Origin of the sequence: Streptomyces racemochromogenes (assembly GCF_044129415.1) — a bacterium.
Classification (GTDB): Bacteria; Actinomycetota; Actinomycetes; order Streptomycetales; family Streptomycetaceae; genus Streptomyces; species Streptomyces racemochromogenes_A.
In genome coordinates this window covers 1-17,207 of the sequence record NZ_JBBDHD010000074.1, presented here as the reverse complement: position 1 = coordinate 17,207, position 17,207 = coordinate 1, and the positions used below count along the sequence as shown (strand labels likewise).

The 17,207-nt window shown below is 76.7% G+C and carries 7 protein-coding genes and 2 pseudogenes; 5 read left to right on the top strand and 4 right to left on the bottom strand.

Going from position 1 to position 17,207, the window contains the following annotated elements; genetic code table 11:
• Positions 1–35: 35 nt before the first annotated feature.
• Positions 36–10,124 (top strand): annotated as a pseudogene (locus WDV06_RS24475) (type I polyketide synthase); the annotation flags it as partial.
• A gap of 41 nt (positions 10,125–10,165) precedes the next feature.
• Positions 10,166–10,933, top strand: a complete 768-nt coding sequence (locus WDV06_RS24470) for a thioesterase II family protein (RefSeq protein WP_395511922.1) — start codon at positions 10,166–10,168, stop codon at positions 10,931–10,933.
• 73 nt (positions 10,934–11,006) lie between these two features.
• Here WDV06_RS24470 and WDV06_RS24465 read toward each other — a convergent pair.
• Both WDV06_RS24465 and WDV06_RS24460 read right to left on the bottom strand, forming a co-directional pair.
• Positions 11,007–11,522, bottom strand: a pseudogene (locus tag WDV06_RS24465) (Gfo/Idh/MocA family protein); the annotation flags it as partial.
• Positions 11,523–11,606: 84 nt separating this feature from the next.
• Positions 11,607–12,413, bottom strand: a complete 807-nt coding sequence (locus WDV06_RS24460) for a class I SAM-dependent methyltransferase (RefSeq protein ID WP_395511924.1) — start codon at positions 12,411–12,413, stop codon at positions 11,607–11,609.
• Positions 12,414–12,605: 192 nt separating this feature from the next.
• Between WDV06_RS24460 and WDV06_RS24455 the strand changes: the two genes are divergently transcribed.
• Positions 12,606–13,676 carry a GNAT family N-acetyltransferase gene (locus tag WDV06_RS24455; RefSeq protein WP_395511921.1) on the top strand — a complete coding sequence of 357 codons (1,071 nt, stop codon included), beginning with the start codon at positions 12,606–12,608 and terminating at the stop codon, positions 13,674–13,676.
• 80 nt (positions 13,677–13,756) lie between these two features.
• On the opposite strand, the gene WDV06_RS24450 is transcribed toward WDV06_RS24455, so the two are convergent.
• Complete coding sequence (locus WDV06_RS24450) at positions 13,757–14,752, bottom strand: ArsR/SmtB family transcription factor (RefSeq protein ID WP_395511920.1); 996 nt, start codon at positions 14,750–14,752, stop codon at positions 13,757–13,759.
• A gap of 89 nt (positions 14,753–14,841) precedes the next feature.
• Here WDV06_RS24450 and WDV06_RS24445 point away from each other — a divergent pair, with 89 nt between their 5' ends.
• A complete protein-coding gene (locus tag WDV06_RS24445; protein WP_395511919.1) occupies positions 14,842–16,158 on the top strand; it encodes an MFS transporter in 1,317 nt (438 codons plus the stop codon).
• Here the strand turns inward: WDV06_RS24445 and WDV06_RS24440 are convergent.
• On the bottom strand, positions 16,077–16,430 hold the full coding sequence (locus WDV06_RS24440) for a hypothetical protein (protein WP_395511918.1): 354 nt from the start codon (positions 16,428–16,430) through the stop codon (positions 16,077–16,079). The two genes, WDV06_RS24445 and WDV06_RS24440, sit on opposite strands and share 82 nt — an antisense overlap.
• A gap of 141 nt (positions 16,431–16,571) precedes the next feature.
• Here WDV06_RS24440 and WDV06_RS24435 point away from each other — a divergent pair, with 141 nt between their 5' ends.
• Positions 16,572–17,105: a type 1 glutamine amidotransferase domain-containing protein gene (locus tag WDV06_RS24435; RefSeq protein ID WP_395511917.1), complete on the top strand. Its 534-nt coding sequence runs from the start codon at positions 16,572–16,574 to the stop codon at positions 17,103–17,105.
• Positions 17,106–17,207: the final 102 nt, after the last annotated feature.

The following is a 17,207-nucleotide window of genomic DNA, read 5'->3' as shown; positions in this document are numbered from 1 at the left end:
AGCAGAACGGCCGGCACGTCCCGAGCGGACAGCACGCGAACGAGCAGAAGCTGCTGGACTACCTCAAGCGCGTGACGGCGGACCTCAAGCAGACCCGGCGCCGCCTGCACGAGGTGGAGGCGCAGGACCAGGAGCCGATCGCCATCGTCGCGACGAGCTGCCGCTACCCCGGCGGCGTCGACAGCCCCGAGGCCCTGTGGCGGCTGGTCGAGAGCGGCTCCGACGCCGTCACCGGCTTCCCCGACAACCGCGGATGGGACCTGGAGGGGCTCTACGACCCGGACCCGGGCGTCCCCGGCACGTGCTACACCCGCGAGGGCGGCTTCCTCCACGACGCGGGCCGCTTCGACCCGGGCCTCTTCGGGATGTCCCCCCGCGAGGCCCTGGCCACCGACCCGCAGCAGCGGCTGCTCCTCGAAGTCGCCTGGGAGGCCTTCGAGCGGGCCGGGATCGCCCCCACCTCCGTCAGGGGCTCCCGCACCGGCGTGTTCGTCGGCCTCGCCTACCAGGGCTACGCGGGCGACGGCGACACCCGCGAGGAACTGGAGGGATACCTGCTCACCGGCACCGCCCCCAGCGTCGCCTCCGGCCGCCTCTCCTACACCTTCGGGCTGGAAGGCCCCTCGCTGACCGTGGACACGGCCTGCTCCTCCTCGCTCGTCGCCCTGCACCTGGCCGTCCAGGCGCTGCGGCGCGGCGAGTGCACCATGGCCCTGGCCGGCGGCGCCGCCGTCATGGCCGCCACCGGCATGTTCACCGAGTTCAGCCGCCAGCAGGGCCTGGCGGTCGACGGCCGCTGCAAGTCCTTCGCCGCCGGAGCCGACGGCACGGGCTGGGGCGAGGGCGTGGGCCTGCTGCTCGTCGAGCGGCTCTCGGACGCCCTCCGCAACGGCCACCCGGTCCTGGCGGTGGTCCGGGGGAGCGCCGTCAACCAGGACGGTGCCTCCAACGGGCTCACCGCCCCCAACGGCCCCGCCCAGCAGCGGGTGATCGAGCAGGCCCTGGCCGGTGCCGGGCTGTCGGCGGCCGACGTGGACGCGGTCGAGGCGCACGGCACCGGCACCGTCCTCGGCGACCCGATCGAGGCGCAGGCCCTCCTCGCGACGTACGGCCAAGGCCGGCCGGAGGACCGGCCGCTGTGGCTGGGCTCCCTGAAGTCCAACATCGGCCACACCCAGGCCGCGGCCGGGGTCGGCGGGATCATCAAGATGGTCGAGGCGCTGCGCCACGGCGTCCTGCCCAGGACCCTGCACGCCGAGGAGCCCTCCCCGCACGTCGACTGGACCTCCGGCACCGTCCGCCTCCTCACCGAACCCGTGACCTGGACCCAGGACGGCCGGCTGCGCCGGGCCGCCGTCTCCTCCTTCGGAGTGAGCGGCACCAACGCCCACACCATCATCGAAGAGGCCCCGGCGCTCCCCGAGCCGGACGCGGCCCCCGTACCCGCCGCCGGTCCGCCGCCGGTGGCGTGGACCCTCTCGGGACGCGACACCACGGCCCTGCGCGAACAGGCCGAACGCCTCCTGCGGCACGTCCTCGGCCTCGGCGAGGTCAGCCCCGTGGACGTGGCCCACTCCCTGGCCTCCTCCCGGGCCGTCCTGGAGCACCGCGCCGCCGTCGTCGGCACCGAGCTGCCCGAACTCGTCGCCGGAGTCGCCGCCCTCGCCGCAGCCGAGCCCGCCGCGAACGTCGTCGAGGGCGTGCGCGGACGCGAGACGTCGACCGCGTTCCTGTTCTCGGGGCAGGGCAGCCAGCGCCTGGGCATGGGGCGTGAACTCGACGCGGCCGAACCGGCGTTCGCCGAGGCCTTCGACGCCGCCTGCGCCGCACTCGACCCGCACCTCGAACGCCCCCTGAAGGAAGTGGTGTTCGGGACGGACCCCGACCTGCTGGAGCGCACCGAGTACACCCAGCCCGCCCTGTTCGCCGTCGAAGTGGCCCTGTTCCGGCTGCTGGAGTCCTGGGGAGTGCACCCCGACCGGCTGGCCGGGCACTCCGTCGGCGAATACGCGGCCGCCCACGCGGCGGGCGTGCTGTCGCTCCAGGACGCGGCGAAGCTCGTGGCCCTGCGGGGCCGGCTGATGCAGCGGCTCCCCGCGGGCGGGGTGATGGTCGCCGTCGAGGCCTCCGAGGCGGAGGTACGGGAACGGCTCGCGGGCCTGGAGGAACAGGCCGGCGTCGCCGCCGTCAACGGGCCGCGGTCCGTGGTCGTCTCGGGCGCCGCCGACGCCGTCTCCTCCGTCGTGGACCGGCTCGCCGCCGAAGGCCGCAGGACCAAGGCGCTCGCCGTCTCCCACGCCTTCCACTCACCCCTGATGGACCCGATGCTGGCCGCCTTCCGGGCCGCCGTCGCCTCCGTCTCCTTCGCACCCCCGAAGCTGCCGGTCGTCTCCACCCTCACCGGGGGCCCGGTCACCGCCGAGGAGCTCTGCTCGGCGGACCACTGGGTCCGCCACATCCGCGAAGCGGTCCGCTTCGCCGACGCCGTCGGCTCCCTCGCCGCCGAAGGCGTCACCGCCTTCCTGGAAGTCGGGCCCGGCGGAGCCCTGGCCGCCCAGGCCGGGCACCTCCTCGACGACACCCGCGTCCTCGTCCCCCTGCTGCGCACCGACCGCCCCGAGCGCCCGGCCGTCACCACCGCCCTCGCCCGGCTCCACGTCCACGGCACCCCCGTCGACTGGGCAGCAGTCCACGCCGGACGCGGCGCCCGCCGCATCGACCTGCCCACGTACGCCTTCCAGCGCCAGGAGTACTGGCTCCGGCCCACCACCCCCGCCGGGCGCCGGCCCGCGAGCGAGGACCGGCAGTACGACATCACCTGGCAACAGCTGCCCGCCCCCGCCGCCGGTCCCGTCGACGGCCACTGGCTCCTGCTGGCGCCCGCCGACGGCGCGGACCCCACCGCCGCGGAACTCACCGGCGCGCTCCGCGACGCGCTCACCGCCCGCGGGGCCCGCACCACCCTCCTCACCGTGGACGCCGCGCAGGACCGCGCCGCCCTCGCCGGCCGGCTGCGGGAGGCCGCCGCCGACGCCGCCCCGCGCACCGTCGTCTCCCTGCTGGCCCTGGACGAGCGCCCCGCCGCGGGACTGCCCGCCCTCACCGCCGGCGACGCCGCCACCCTCACCCTGATCCAGGCCCTCGGCGACGCCGCCGTCGCGGCACCCCTGTGGTGCGCCACCCGCGGCGCCGTCACCACCTCCCCCCAGGACCCGCCCACCGCCCCCGCCCAGGCCCGGACCTGGGGCCTGGGCCGGGTCGCCGCCCTGGAACACCCCGACCGCTGGGGAGGCCTCGTCGACCTGCCGGCGGACTGCGACACCGCCGCCCTGGACCTCCTGCTCGGCATCCTCACCGGCGACGGCCCGGAGGACCAGCTGGCCGTACGCCCCGGCGGCGTCCTCGCCCGCCGGCTCTCCCGCACCCCCGACACCGAGACCCGCCGCGCCGCCGCATGGCAGCCGCGCGGCACGGTCCTGATCACCGGAGGGACCGGGGCCCTCGGCGGGCACGTCGCCCGGCTGCTGGCCGCACGCGGCGCCGCACACCTCGTCCTCGCCGGCCGGCGAGGCCCCGGCGCCGAGGGCGCCGCGGAACTGACCGCCGAACTGGAGGCGCTGGGCGCCCGCGTGACCGTCACGGCCTGCGACGTGGCCGACCGCGACGCCCTCGCCGGGCTCCTCGACGAACTCACCGGCCCGACCGCCGCACAGCCCCTCACCGCCGTCGTGCACACCGCCGGCATCGACACGCCCGGACTGCTGGCCGACACCGCGCCGGCCGCCTTCGACGCCGTCCTGGCCGCGAAGGCCGCGGGAGCCGTCCACCTCGACGCCCTCCTGCGCGAACTCCCCGCCGGCCGGGAACTCGACGCGTTCGTCCTGTTCTCCTCCATCGCCGGCGTGTGGGGCGCGGGCGGGCAGGCCGCCTACAGCGCCGCCAACGCCCACCTCGACGCCCTCGCCGCCGCCCGCCGCCACGACGGCCTGGCCGCCACCTCCGTCGCCTGGGGCCCCTGGGCCGGCTCCGGCATGGCCGCCACCCCCGAGATCGCCGACAGCCTCCGCAAGCGCGGCCTGGAACCGCTCCCCGCCGACCGGGCGCTCACCGCCCTGGACCACGCCGTCGGCCGCGGCGCCACCACCGTGACCGTCGCCGACGTCGACTGGGCCCGCTTCGCCCCCACCTTCACCGTCGGCCGCCCCAGCCCCCTCCTCTCCGGCCTGCCCGAAGTCCGCGACGCCGCGAACAGCCGCTCCACGGGCAGCGGCGCGGCCGAGGACACCGCCCGGGCCCTGCGCCGCACCCTCGCCGGGGGCGCCCCCGCCGACCGGGACCGCACCCTCGTGGAACTCGTCCGACGCGAGGCCGCCGCCGTACTCGGCCACCCCGGCGCCGAAGCCGTCGAGCCCGGACGCGCCTTCCGCGACCTGGGGTTCGACTCCCTCACCGCCGTGGAACTGCGCGGCCGGCTGGTCCGCGCCACCGGCCTGGACCTGCCCACCACCCTCGTCTTCGACCACCCCTGCGCCCTCGACCTCGCCGGCCGGCTCCTCGCCGAGCTCCTCGGCGCCCAGGAGCCGGCCGCGGCCACCGCCACCCGGCCCGCCGCCGACGACGAGCCGATCGCGATCGTCGCGATGAGCTGCCGCTACCCCGGCGGCGCCCACTCGCCCGAGGAACTGTGGCGGCTGGTCGAAGAGGGCACCGACGCCATGTCGGTCTTCCCCGACAACCGCGGCTGGGACCTCGACGCGCTCTACCACCCCGACCCCGACCACCCCGGCACCACCTACGCCCGCGCCGGCGGCTTCCTCTACGACCTGGCCGACTTCGACGCCGCGTTCTTCGGCATCTCGCCCCGCGAGGCCACCGCCATGGACCCCCAGCAGCGGCTCCTCCTGGAAACCTCCTGGGAGGCCTTCGAACGGGCCGGCCTGGACCCGGCGACCGTCCGCGGCAGCCGCACCGGCGTGTTCGTCGGCTCCGGCTACCAGGACTACCTCCGGCGCGGCCTGGCCGTCCCCGAAGGCGTCGAGGGCTACCTCGGCACCGGCAACGCCGCCAGCGTGGCCTCCGGCCGCATCGCCTACACCCTCGGCCTCGAAGGCCCGGCCGTCACCGTCGACACCGCCTGCTCCTCCTCCCTCGTCGCCCTGCACATGGCGGCCCGGTCCCTGCGCCAGGGCGAATGCGACCTGGCCCTCGCCGGCGGCGTCACCGTCATGTCCAGCTCCGGCGCCTTCGTCGAGTTCAGCCGCCAGCGCGCCTTGTCCGCCGACGGCCGCTGCAAGGCCTACTCCGCCGACGCCGACGGCACCGGCTGGGGCGAGGGCGTCGGCATGCTGCTGGTGGAACGGCTCTCCGACGCCCGCCGCAACCGCCACCCCGTCCTCGCCGTGATCCGCGGCTCCGCCGTCAACCAGGATGGCGCCTCCAACGGCCTCACCGCGCCCAGCGGCCGCGCCCAGCAGCTCGTCATCCGCCAGGCCCTCGCCGACGCCGGCCTGACCACCGCCGACGTCGACGCCGTCGAGGGACACGGCACCGGCACCCGCCTCGGCGACCCCATCGAGGCGTCCGCCCTGCTCGCCACCTACGGGCAGGACCGCGACACCGGCCGGCCCCTGTGGCTCGGCTCCCTCAAGTCGAACATCGGCCACACCCAGGCGGCCGCCGGCGCCGGCGGCGTCATCAAGATGGTGCAGGCGCTGCGGCACGGCCTGCTCCCCAGGACCCTGCACGCCGACGAGCCCACCCCGCACGTCGACTGGACCGCGGGCGCCGTCCGCCTCCTCACCGCACCCGTCCCCTGGGAACCGGACGCCGACGGCCGGCCCCGCCGCGCCGCGGTCTCCTCCTTCGGCATGAGCGGCACCAACGCCCACGTCATCATCGAGGAGGCACCCCGCCCCGCGTCCCCGCCGGCCCCCGAAGCCGGCCCGGCCGCAGACCCCGCGCCCCGGCCCCTGACCACGGCCGCCACCGCGCTGCCGCTCGCCGCCCGCACCGTCCCCGCCCTGGAGGAACAGGCGGCCCGCGTCGCCGCCCTGCTGCGCGAGGACCCCGACACCGACCCGCGTGAGACCGGCCACGCCCTCGCCACCACCCGCACCCCCTTCGCCGAACGCGCCGTCGCCGTCGGCGAGGACCGCGAGGAGCTGATCGCCGCCCTCGACGCGCTCGCCTCCGGCGCCTCCCACGCCGGCGCCGTCCGGGGCACCGCCGCCGCCCCCGCCCAGCCCGTGTTCGTCTTCCCCGGCCAGGGCTCCCAGTGGGCCGGCATGGCCGTCGGACTCCTCGACACCTCCGAGGTCTTCCGCGACCGGATCACCGCCTGCGGCCGGGCCCTGGCCCCCCACACCGACTGGGACCTCGAAGACGTCCTGCGCGGCGCGGACGGCGCCCCGCCCCTGGAAACCGCCGACGTCGTCCAGCCCGTGCTCTGGGCCGTGATGGTCTCCCTCGCCGAACTGTGGCGCTCCTGCGGGGTCCGCCCCGCCGCCGTCGTCGGCCACTCGCAGGGCGAGATCGCCGCCGCCGTCGTCGCCGGAGCCCTGACCCTCGACGACGGCGCCCGCCTCGTCGCCCGCCGCAGCGCCCTCCTGCTGCGCCTGTCCGGACAGGGCGGCATGGTCTCCCTCCCGCTGCCGGAGACCGAGGCCGCCGCACGCATCGCCCCCTGGGACGGCCGCCTCGCCGTCGCCGCCGTCAACGGCCCCCGCACCGTGGTCGTCTCCGGGGACCGCGAAGCCCTGGCCGAACTCCTCGAAACCTGCGCCGCCGACGGCGTACGCGCCAAGCGGGTCCGGGTGGACCTCGCCTCGCACTGCCCCCAGGTCGCGTCCCTGCGGGGGGAACTCGCCGCGGAACTCGCCTCCCTGGCACCCGCCGCGCCCGAGGTCCCGTTCTACTCGACGGTCACCGGCGCCCCCCTCGACACTCCGCCCGACGCCGCCTACTGGTACGGCAACCTGCGCCGCACCGTCCGCTTCGAGCAGACCGCGCGCCGGCTGCTGGCCGACGGACACCGGGTGTTCATCGAGGTCAGCCCGCACCCCGTGCTCGTCTACGGGCTCCAGGACACCATCGACGACACCCCGACGCAGACCCCCGCCACCGTCCTCACCACCCTCACCCGGGCCGACGGAGGCGCCCGCCGTTTCCTCACCTCCCTCGGCGAGGCCCACGCACACGGGGTCCCCGTCGACTGGGACACCGTCCTGGGCGACGGCACGGACCGGACCGGCCCGCCCCCCGCCCTGCCCACCTACCCCTTCCAGCGGCGGCGCTACTGGCTCGACGCCCCCGACACGGCCGCCGGCCCGGCCCCCGCCGCCGGACCCGACGCCGACGCCGGCTTCTGGGAGGCCGTGGCCCGCGAGGACCTCACCACCCTCGCCGGGGAACTCGGCATCGACGAGGACGCCACCCTGCGCACCGCGCTCCCGGCCCTGCACAGCTGGCACCGGGGCCGCCGCGACGAGGCCGTCACGGACGCCTGGCGCTACCGCATCGCCTGGAAGCCGGTGGCCGACCCGGCACCGCCCGCCCCCCTCGCCGGGAGCTGGCTCGCCGTCGTCCCCCGCGACCTGCCCGGCGACCCCGCCGTGGAACTCGCCCTGGACTCCCTCGCCGCCCACGGCGCCGAGATCGTCCGCCTGGACGTCGCGGGCGACGCCGACCGGCACTCCCTCGCCGACGCCCTGGGCACCTGCGGCCGCGCCGCGACCGCCGTCGTCTCCCTGCTCGCCCTCGACGAACGGGCCCACCCGGAGCATCCCGCCGTCCCGCTCGGCCTGGCCACCACCCTGCTCCTCCTCCAGGCGCTCGGCGACGCCGGCATCGACGCCCCCCTGTGGTGCCTGACCCGCGGCGCGGTCTCCACCGGCCCCGCCGACCCCGTGCGCTCCGTCCACCAGGCACCCGTCGCCGCCCTCGGCCGGGTCGCCGCCCTGGAACACCCCGGCCGGTGGGGCGGCCACATCGACCTGCCCGCCGGGGTGCGCGCCACCGACGGCCGTACCGGCCGCAGGCTGGCCGCGGCCCTCACCGGCGCCTCCGGCGAGGACCAGCTCGCCCTGCGTCCCGACGGGGTCCTCGCCCGCCGGATGCTCCGCGCCACCGGCGACGGGGCCCCCGCCGGCCCCGGCTGGCAGCCCCGCGGCACCGTCCTGGTCACCGGCGGCACCGGCCACATCGGCGGCCACGTCGCCCGCCGGCTCGCCGGCGCCGGCGCCGCCCACCTGGTGCTGGCCGGCCGCCGCGGCCCCGACGCCGAGGGCGCCGCGGAACTGGCCGCCGAGCTGGAGGCCCTGGGCGCCGGAGTCACGCTGGCCGCCTGCGACCTGGCCGACCGGCAGGACGTGGCCCGCCTCCTGGACTCCCTCGGCGCCCTGCCCCCGCTGACCGCCGTCGTGCACGCCGCGGGCACCGGCACGCCCGCCATGCTCGCCGACACCACCGTCGCCGACCTCGGATCCCTCTTCGGGGCGAAGGCGGCGGGCGCCGCCCACCTGGACGAACTCCTCGCCGGCCGGGAACTCGACGCCTTCGTGCTGTTCTCCTCCGGAGCCGCCGCCTGGGGCAGCGGCGCCCAGGCCGGGTACGCCGCGGCCAACGCCTTCGTGGACGCCCTCGCCGAGGACCGCCGCGCCCGCGGCCTGACCGCCACCTCCGTGGCCTGGGGCGCCTGGGGCGGCGGCGGCATGGTCGACCGGGCGGCGGAGGAGCGGCTGCGGCTGCGCGGACTCGACCCCATGGACCCCGGCCTCGGGGTGCTGGCCCTGCGCCGCGCGGTCGGACGCGGCGACACCACCGTGGTCGTCGCCGAGGTGGACTGGACCCGGTTCGTCCCCGGGTTCACCGCCGCCCGGCCCAGCCCCCTGATCGCCGACCTGCCCGAGGTACGCCGGCTGACGGCCGCCGAGGACGGCGCCGCGGACGGCCCGGACGACGGCGAACCGCCCCTGCTGCGCCGCCTCGCCGCACTCCGGGGGGCCGACCCGGCCCCGGCCGTGCTGGACTTCGTACGCTCCGAGGCGGCCGCCGTACTCGGCCACCCGTCCTCCGACGCCGTCGGGGAGCGGCAGGTCTTCCTGGAGCTCGGCTTCGACTCGCTCACCGCCGTCCGGCTCGCCAAGCGGCTCGGCCGGGCCACCGGCATGAAACTGCCCGGCACCCTGGTCTTCGACCACACCACCCCCACCGCGCTGGCCGCCCGCCTGCTCGAACTGCTCGCGCAGCGCCCCGGCGCCACCGCCGCGCCCGCGCCGGGCACCGCCGCCGAGGCATCCGGAGAAGACCTGCTCGTCACCCTCTACCGGCAGGCGGCCGCGACCGGCCGGCTCACCGAGGCCATCAGGATGGTCACCGCCGCCGCCCGGCTGCGGCCCGTCTTCGACGCCGCCGACGCCGACGGCCACCGGCCCGTCCCGGTCCGCCTGGCCCACGGCGACGAGGGCCCCCACCTGGTCTGCTTCGGCCCCTACATGGCCCCCTCCGGAGTCCACCAGTACGCCCGCTTCGCCGCGGCGTTCGGCGGCCGGCGCACCATCTGGGGGCTGCCCGAGCCGGGCTTCGGCCCGGGCGAGTCCCTGCCCCGCGACGTCGAGGCCCTCGTCGAGGTCCACGTCGGGGCCGTCACCGCCTGCGCGGGGCAGGAGCCGGTGGTCCTCGTCGGCTACTCCTCCGGCGGCTGGGTGGCCCACGCCGTCGCCTGCCGGCTGGAGGAGCTGGGCCGGCCCGTCGAAGGCATCGTGATGCTCGACAGCTTCACCCGCAGCCAGGGCATGGGCGACCGGTTCCAGGCAGCCGTCGTACGGGAACAGTCCGACCGCTTCGAGTTCATCTCCGCGCCCGGCACCCAGCTCACCGCGATGGGCGGCTACCTCGACGTCTTCGAGGACTGGCAGGCCCCCCAGGCCACCGCCCCCACCCTCGTGGTCCGGGCCGCCGACCGGATGGCGGACGGCTCCTCCGCGGACCGGACCGACGACCGCCCGCCCGTCCCCGAACACGCCCGGACCGTCACCGAAGTCCCGGGCAACCACTACACGCTGATGGAACGCCACGCCGAGTCCACCGCCACCGCGGTCGACGAGTGGATCCTCAAGCTGCCGTGACCGTCCCGTCCCCTCCCGTTCGAAAGGACCCGATCCGTACCGTGAACACCCCGACCACCACCGACAGCAGCCTGTGGATACGCCGATTCCAGCCGAGGCCGGACAGCTCCGTCCGCCTGGTCTGCCTGCCGCACGCGGGCGGCTCCGCCAGCTTCTACCTGCCCGTCGCCCGCGCCATGCCGGACTTCGCCGACGTCCTGTGCGTCCAGTACCCCGGCCGGCAGGACCGGCGCGCCGAGCCCCTCCTCGACAGCGTCCACCAGCTCGCCGACCAGGTCTTCACCGCCCTGCTGCCCTGGGCGGACCGGCCGCTGGCCTTCTTCGGGCACAGCATGGGCGCCTCCGTCGCCTACGAGGTCGCCCGCCGCTTCGAACGCGAGAAGGGCATCGTGGCGGCCGCCCTGTTCGCCTCGGGCCGCCGCGCCCCGTCCGCGTACCGCCACGAGACCGTGCACCTGCGCGACGACGACGGCCTGATCGAGGAGATGAAGGCGCTCAGCGGCACCGACAGCCGGCTGCTCGGCGACGAGGAGGTGCTGCGGATGGTCCTCCCGGCCATCCGGGCCGACTACCGGGCCGCGGAGACCTACGCCCCCGAGCCGGGGGAGCGGCTGCGCTGCCCCGTGCTGGCCATGGTCGGCACGGACGACCCGAAGGTGACCGTGGCCGAGGCCGCCGCCTGGGCCGAGCACACCGAAGGCCCTTTCGAGCTCAAGGTGTTCTCCCCGGGCCACTTCTACCTGGTCCGCGACCACGCCGAGGTCATCGGGGCCATGGCGGAGCGGCTCCGCACCGCCGTCACGGCCTGACGGTCCCTCAGGGGACTTTGCGAAGCTGTCCGTTCTCGAAATAGGCGGCCAGCACGGGATCGAGCGGCGGGACCCTGCGCGGGGTCCCGCCGTCCCGCAGCGACTGCGTCGCCCCGTACGCCCCCACGAAATGCCGGATCCACACCGTCTTGACGGTCCCCACCGCGCCGTGTGCGATCAGCTCCCGCATCAGCCGGACCACCGGCATGTGGCGCATGTTGTGTCCCACGTACAGCCGGGTGCCCGTCTCGTACGCCGTGCGCAGCACCTCGTCACAGCGCTCCACGCTGATGTCCAGCGGCTTCTCCACGAAGACCGGCCGGCCGGCCCGAAGGGCACGGACCGCCAGCTCGGCGTGGGTGTGGTCCGGGGTGAGGACCAGCACGGCGTCGATCCCCGGCCCCCCGATCACCTCGCGGGCGTCGGCGCCGACCCGCGCGCCGGGGAACGCCCCCGCGGCGGCGGCGCGGGCCGGCGGGTCGGGATCGGCGACCGCGGCCACGACGGCGCCCCGGCCCGGCCGGTGCGCCGTCCGGGCCAGGGCGCCGCGCAGGCCGTATCCGAGGACCCCGATCCTGATGTCCGGCACGGCCGCCCCCCTCTGCTCCAGGACGCAGGTCTACCACCCCGGGAGCCCGGCCGACAGGGCGCCTGGGCGGCCGGGCGGCGCGGCTCAGTGCGCGGTCACCGTGTACGAGTCGAGCGCGCGGTTGCCGTGCGGCCGGGCGACGGCCCGCAGGACGTCGGTCTGGCTCAGGACGAGCTGTCGCACCGGCTCGCTCAGCGCGGCCAGGCGCTCCCGCTCCGCGGCCGGGTCGAGGCAGGCGGCGATCTCCCAGTCGCCGTCCTGGAGTTCCGCGGTGTCGACCGGGCCGCCGCCGTCGGCCGTCCACCCGGCCCCGGGCAGGAGCCGCAGCAGCGCCTCGCGGGAGAAGGGCGTGCGGACGTTGCCCTGGCCGCGCGCGCCCGCCGCCTCGGCCTGCCCCTGGATCAGCACGGCCAGGAGGTGCGCGAGCCGGTCGCCGGACGCGGGCGTCAGGTCCCACTCGGCGAAGCACAGCCGCCGCGCCCAGGGCCGGACCCGCGCCAGCGTGTCGCGCAGCCGCCCGAGCGAGGCGAAGTACCAGGAGCAGTGCGCGAGCACCACGTGGTCGAAGGCGCCTTCGGGGAAGCCGACCGACGGATCGAGGACGTCGGTGCCGAAGCGGAAGTCGATGCGCGGCCCGAGCCGCCCCGCGGCGAGCCGGTCGGCCGATGCGCCGAGCGTGACGGGCGCCCCGTAGGAGGGGTCGGCCACGTCGACGGCCACCACCCGCCCGTCGGGTCCGACCGCCTCCGCCAGCACGGCGGTCATATCGCCCTGGCCGCATCCCAGTTCGAGGACGGTCGCACCCGGCGCGATGCCCCAGCCCGCCACGAGGCGGGCGCGGTGGGCGGTCTGGGACAGCTGGCTGTCGGGGCTGTGGTCGGCGGCGGCCATGGCGGCCGCGATCGAGGGCGCCATGGCGCGCGGATCGGAGTGGTTCACGAAGTCCCTGCTGACGCTCGACGGGTCGGTGCGGGCCGATGGTACGAGACGCGCGGACCCGCCGCTCCCGCCTTTTCCGGGGCCCGCACCGCCGTGCGGGAAAACCGTTGGCCCGGTCGTGGGGGTGAGCCTAGGGTTCGGCGCATGACGATCATGACCCCCCATGCCGTGGACCGGTCCGTGTCCCTCACCGCGCAGGCGCTCCGAGGGGTGGCGCACCTCGACTGGTCCGTACCCGCCGCCGGGCTGGAGTGGAGCTGTTACGACACGGCCGTCCACATCGCGGGCGACTTCACCGCGTACGCCGCCCAGCTCACCGGCCGCGCGTCCGGTGCCTGGGTCCCGTTCGAGATCAGCGCGGACCCCGGCACCACCCCCGAGGGTCTCGTCGAGGTCATCGAAGCGACCGGGGGCCTGCTGTCCGCCGCCGTGGCGGCGGCCCGCCCCGGCGACCGGGCCTGGCACCCGTACGGCATGGCGGACGGGGACGGCTTCGCGGCCATGGGCGTCGTCGAGACCCTGCTGCACACCCACGACATCCTGAACGCCCTGGGCGTCCACGACTGGGAGCCCGACGCGGACCTCTGCCGGCAGGTCCTCGACCGGCTGTTCCCGCAGGCGCCGCGCGCCGCCGCCCCCTGGCCGACCCTGCTGTGGGTGACCGGCCGGGCCGCCCTCGGGGACCTGCCCCGCCGGCCGGTCTGGCGCTGGTACGCCGAACCCGTCGAGGCGGGCCGCGTCGTCCTCTGCGAGATCTCCCCGCAGGTGGCCGCCGATCTGCACGCGGGCGGCACCGGCGGTTTCGCCTGGGCCGGGGACGGCCCCGGTGAGGGCACCCGGTTCGCCGCCGGGATGGTGCTCAAGGCCCGGGAGCAGGGCACGCACCGCCCGGGGTGGGGCCCGTACGCCATCGTCCGGACGGAGGACCGGCGCGCCATCGGCGGCATCGGGTTCCACGGCGCCCCCGACGCCGACGGGAACGCGGAGGTCGGCTACGACCTCGTCCCGTCGGCCCGCGGCAACGGCTACGCCACCGACGCACTGAACGGCCTCGCCGCCTGGGCCTTCGGGCAGCCCGGCGTGACGGCCCTGCACGCCTCGATCGACCCGGACAACGCCCCCTCCCACGGGGTCGCCGGCCGGGCGGGCTTCGAACGCACCGGCGCCACCGATGACCACGGCGTCCGCTACGTCCTACGGGCCCCGCTGGTCTGACGCGCCGCCGGCGGAGGCGTTCGGCCGCGGCTCCCGGCCGCTCCGCCGGGGCGCGGGCGCGGGACGGCCGGGGCCGGCGGTCACGGCGCCGGGGCCGGTCCCGAGGCCCGGTCCAGCAGGGCGGTGCCGAGGTCGCTCGCCGTGTAGTGCACCTCGCGCCGGTAGCGGTGACCGGTGACGAGGCCCGCGTCGCGCAGTACGGCCAGATGCTGGGACACCGCGCCGAGGCTGAGCCCGCACCGGGCCGCCAGCTGCGTCGTCGTGGCCGGCGAGGTGGTGAGGAGCAGCAGCCGGGCCCGGCTGCGGCCGAGCAGGCGGGCCAGCCCGTCGCCGGAGGCGTCGCGCCGCTCCCACAGGGTGCCCACCGCCCGCGAGGGGTAGACGGCGGCGGGCGGCGTGGGCCCGGGCGCTGCCAGCAGGTGGCAGCGGGCGGCGAACGCGCTGGGCGCCAGGGTCAGGCCCGTCCCGCCCAGGTCCAGCCCGGCCGCGGGCAGGTCCGCGGACACCAGCCGGTCGCCCGTCCAGCTCAGCGAGGGGTGCAGCCGGGTGAACACCTCGTGGATGCCGTCCTCGGCGAGCTGCCGGGTCCGGTACGCGACGTCCGCCTCCAGTACGGACCGGATCCGTGGCCAGGACGGCGCGACCGCCGCCTCCCACCAGGCGCGCAGGGCGTCCGTCAGCTCCGCCAGTGCCGACGCGGGCTCCTGGGCGAGCCGTTGCCCGTACGGCGCCCCCGGCGCGCGCCCGCCGGCCGCGGCGGCGCCTGCCCGGACCCGCTCCGGCGCGGTGGCCGCCAGGACGGCCAGCTCCTCCTCGAACCCGGCCAGCGGACACCGCGGCGCGGGCGTCACGAAATCCGGCCACGCCGGCCAGGAGGCGAGCTCGTGCAGGGGAGCGATCCGCCCCGCGAGCCCCCGGTCCTCCCACAGCGCCACCGCCCGTTTGATCCACGGCAGGTGGACGGCGTACCGGCCCGGATCCGAGGCCGCGCGGAAGGAGGCCGCGGTCTCCCACAGCGGCGATATCGCGAACCTGATGCCGCCGACGTCGTGCACACCGAAACGCACCTCGCCCACGCCTTCGCCCCCCTCCCGGCCGGAAACCAGCTTTTCGCCCAGACTAAAACATTGGCGGGGCGGCCCCCGGGGCGGTGATCTTCACGGGCATGAAGAACCACCCCTCCCCCCGCGCCGGCCGCCGCGGCCGCCCCCGCCCGCACCCCGACGCCGGCTTCCGCCTGGTCTGGGCCGCCGACACGGTCAGCCAGGCCGGATCCGCCGTGACCCTCCTCGCGCTGCCCCTCGTCGCGATCGGCACCCTCCACGCCGCGCCCTTCGAGGCGGCCCTCCTCGTCACCGCCGAGTACCTGGCCTTCCTGCTCATCGGCCTGCCCGCCGGCGCCTGGGTGGACCGGATGCGCCACCGCACCGTGATGGTCGCGGGCGACCTCGTACGCGCCGCGCTCCTGCTGTCCGTCCCGGTGGCGGCCGGGCTGGACGCGCTGACGCTGCCCCAGCTGTACGCCGTCGCCTTCGGCATGTCGGTGTGCACGGTCTTCTTCGACGTGGCGGCCCAGAGCGCCCTCCCGCACCTCGTGGACCGCGACCGCCTCACCGGCGCCCACGCCCGGCTGGAGGCCACCCGCAGTCTCACCCAGGCCGCCGGGCCGGGGCTGGGCGGAGCCCTCACGGTCGCACTGACCGCGCCCGTCGCCCTGGCCGCCGACGCCGTGAGCTACCTCCTGTCGGCGCTGCTCCTGTCCCGCGTCCGCCGCTCCGACCCGGTCCCGCAGGAGCCGCCGCGGCCGGCCGGGGGCCTGCGGGCCGAGATCTCCGAGGGGCTGCGCTTCGTCTTCGGCGACCGCGCGCTGCGCGCCCTCACCACGGCCTCCGCGATCTCCAACCTGTGCGGCACCCTCGGGGCCTCCATGCTGCTGGTGCTGCTCGCCGGCGACCTGGGGCTCTCCCCGCTGCTGTGCGCGGCGGTGTTCACGGCCGAAGCCGTCGGCGGCCTCCTCGGCAGCCTGCTCACCCTGCGCGTCGCGGCGGCCTTCGGCGAACGGCGGGCGATGTGCGCCTCCGTGCTGGTCAGCGGGGTCCTCTGGCTGCTGGCCGTGCCCTTCTACCAGGACGACTGGCGCTTCGCCGTCGCCGTGGCACTCCAGGGGCTGGGCTGGACGGCCTTCATGACCTTCAAGATCACCTCGGTGGCGTTCCGGCAACGTCGGTGCCCCGACCCGCTCCTGGGCCGGATGACCGCCACCGTCCGCTTCGTGGTGTGGGGAGCGATGCCGGTCGGCGCGCTGGTGGGAGGGGCCCTGGGGGAGTGGCTCGGCGCCCGTCCGGCGATGTGGATCGGCGCCGTCGGGGAACTCCTGGCCGTGCTCCCCCTGCTCCTTCCTCAGTCCGCCCCGCTCGCGATGCGCAGGGCGAGGGCCTGCAGGATCTCCTCGGTGGACGTCTCGGGGTCCGTCTCGTCGTAGGCGTCCGCCACCACCTCGAACGCCAGGATGAAGCCGTTGACCAGCGCGTTGAGGGGTTCCGACACCTGCTGGAGCACCGACAGGCCGATCTCCGCGGCGTCCGCCTCGGCGGGCACCGTGAACCGGTCCGGGGTCACCTCGGCCAGCAGCTCGGAGACGTACTCCACACCGACGCCGCCGCGCAGGCCCACCAGCGCCGCGATCGCCTTCAGCCGCGCGTCGTCGTCGTTCGTGGCGCCCCCGTGCCCGGCCGCCGGTCGGTCGTCAGTCATGGCGGGGCGCCTGCCCGTCCTTCCCGGGTTCATGCCCCCGGCGCGCGCGAACCCGGCCGCCGTGGGCCGGATGAGGGACGGCCGGGCGGGTAGGCGCGTGCCAGGCTGCCGCCTCTCCCGAGACGAAAGGACGTGAGTACGGTGCGCATCGCATTCCTGACGGCGACCGAGGGCGTCGAGGAAGTGGAACTGAACGAGCCCTGGAAGGCCGTCCTGGGGGCCGGCTGGACCCCGCAGCTGGTCTCGACGGAGCCGGGGGAGGTCCAGGCCATGCGTCACCTGGACAAGGCCGGCACCTACCCGGTCGACCTCGTGCTCGACGGACGGACCGACGACGGCTTCGACGCCCTCGTCCTGCCCGGGGGAGTGGCGAACCCCGACGCCCTGCGGATGAGCGAGGCCGCGGTCGGCTTCGCGCGCGGCTTCTTCGCGTCGGGACGGCCGGTGGCCGCCATCTGCCACGCGCCCTGGCTGCTGGTGGAGGCCGACGTCGTCCGGGGGCGGACCCTGACCTCGTGGCCCAGTCTGGCCACCGACATCCGCAACGCCGGCGGCACCTGGGTGGACGAGCGGGTCCACGTCTGCCGGGCGGGGGCCAGCGCCCTGGTCACCAGCCGCAAACCGGACGACCTGCACGCGTTCTGCGAGGCGTTCGTGACCGTCTTCGGCGGCTGATCCCGGTGCTCGGTGACGCCCGCGGTGTCACCTCCCGCCCGCGGGGTCACCCCCGGGGGCCCCCCCACCGACGGCCCCCCCCGGGCCCCCCCCCCCCGACCG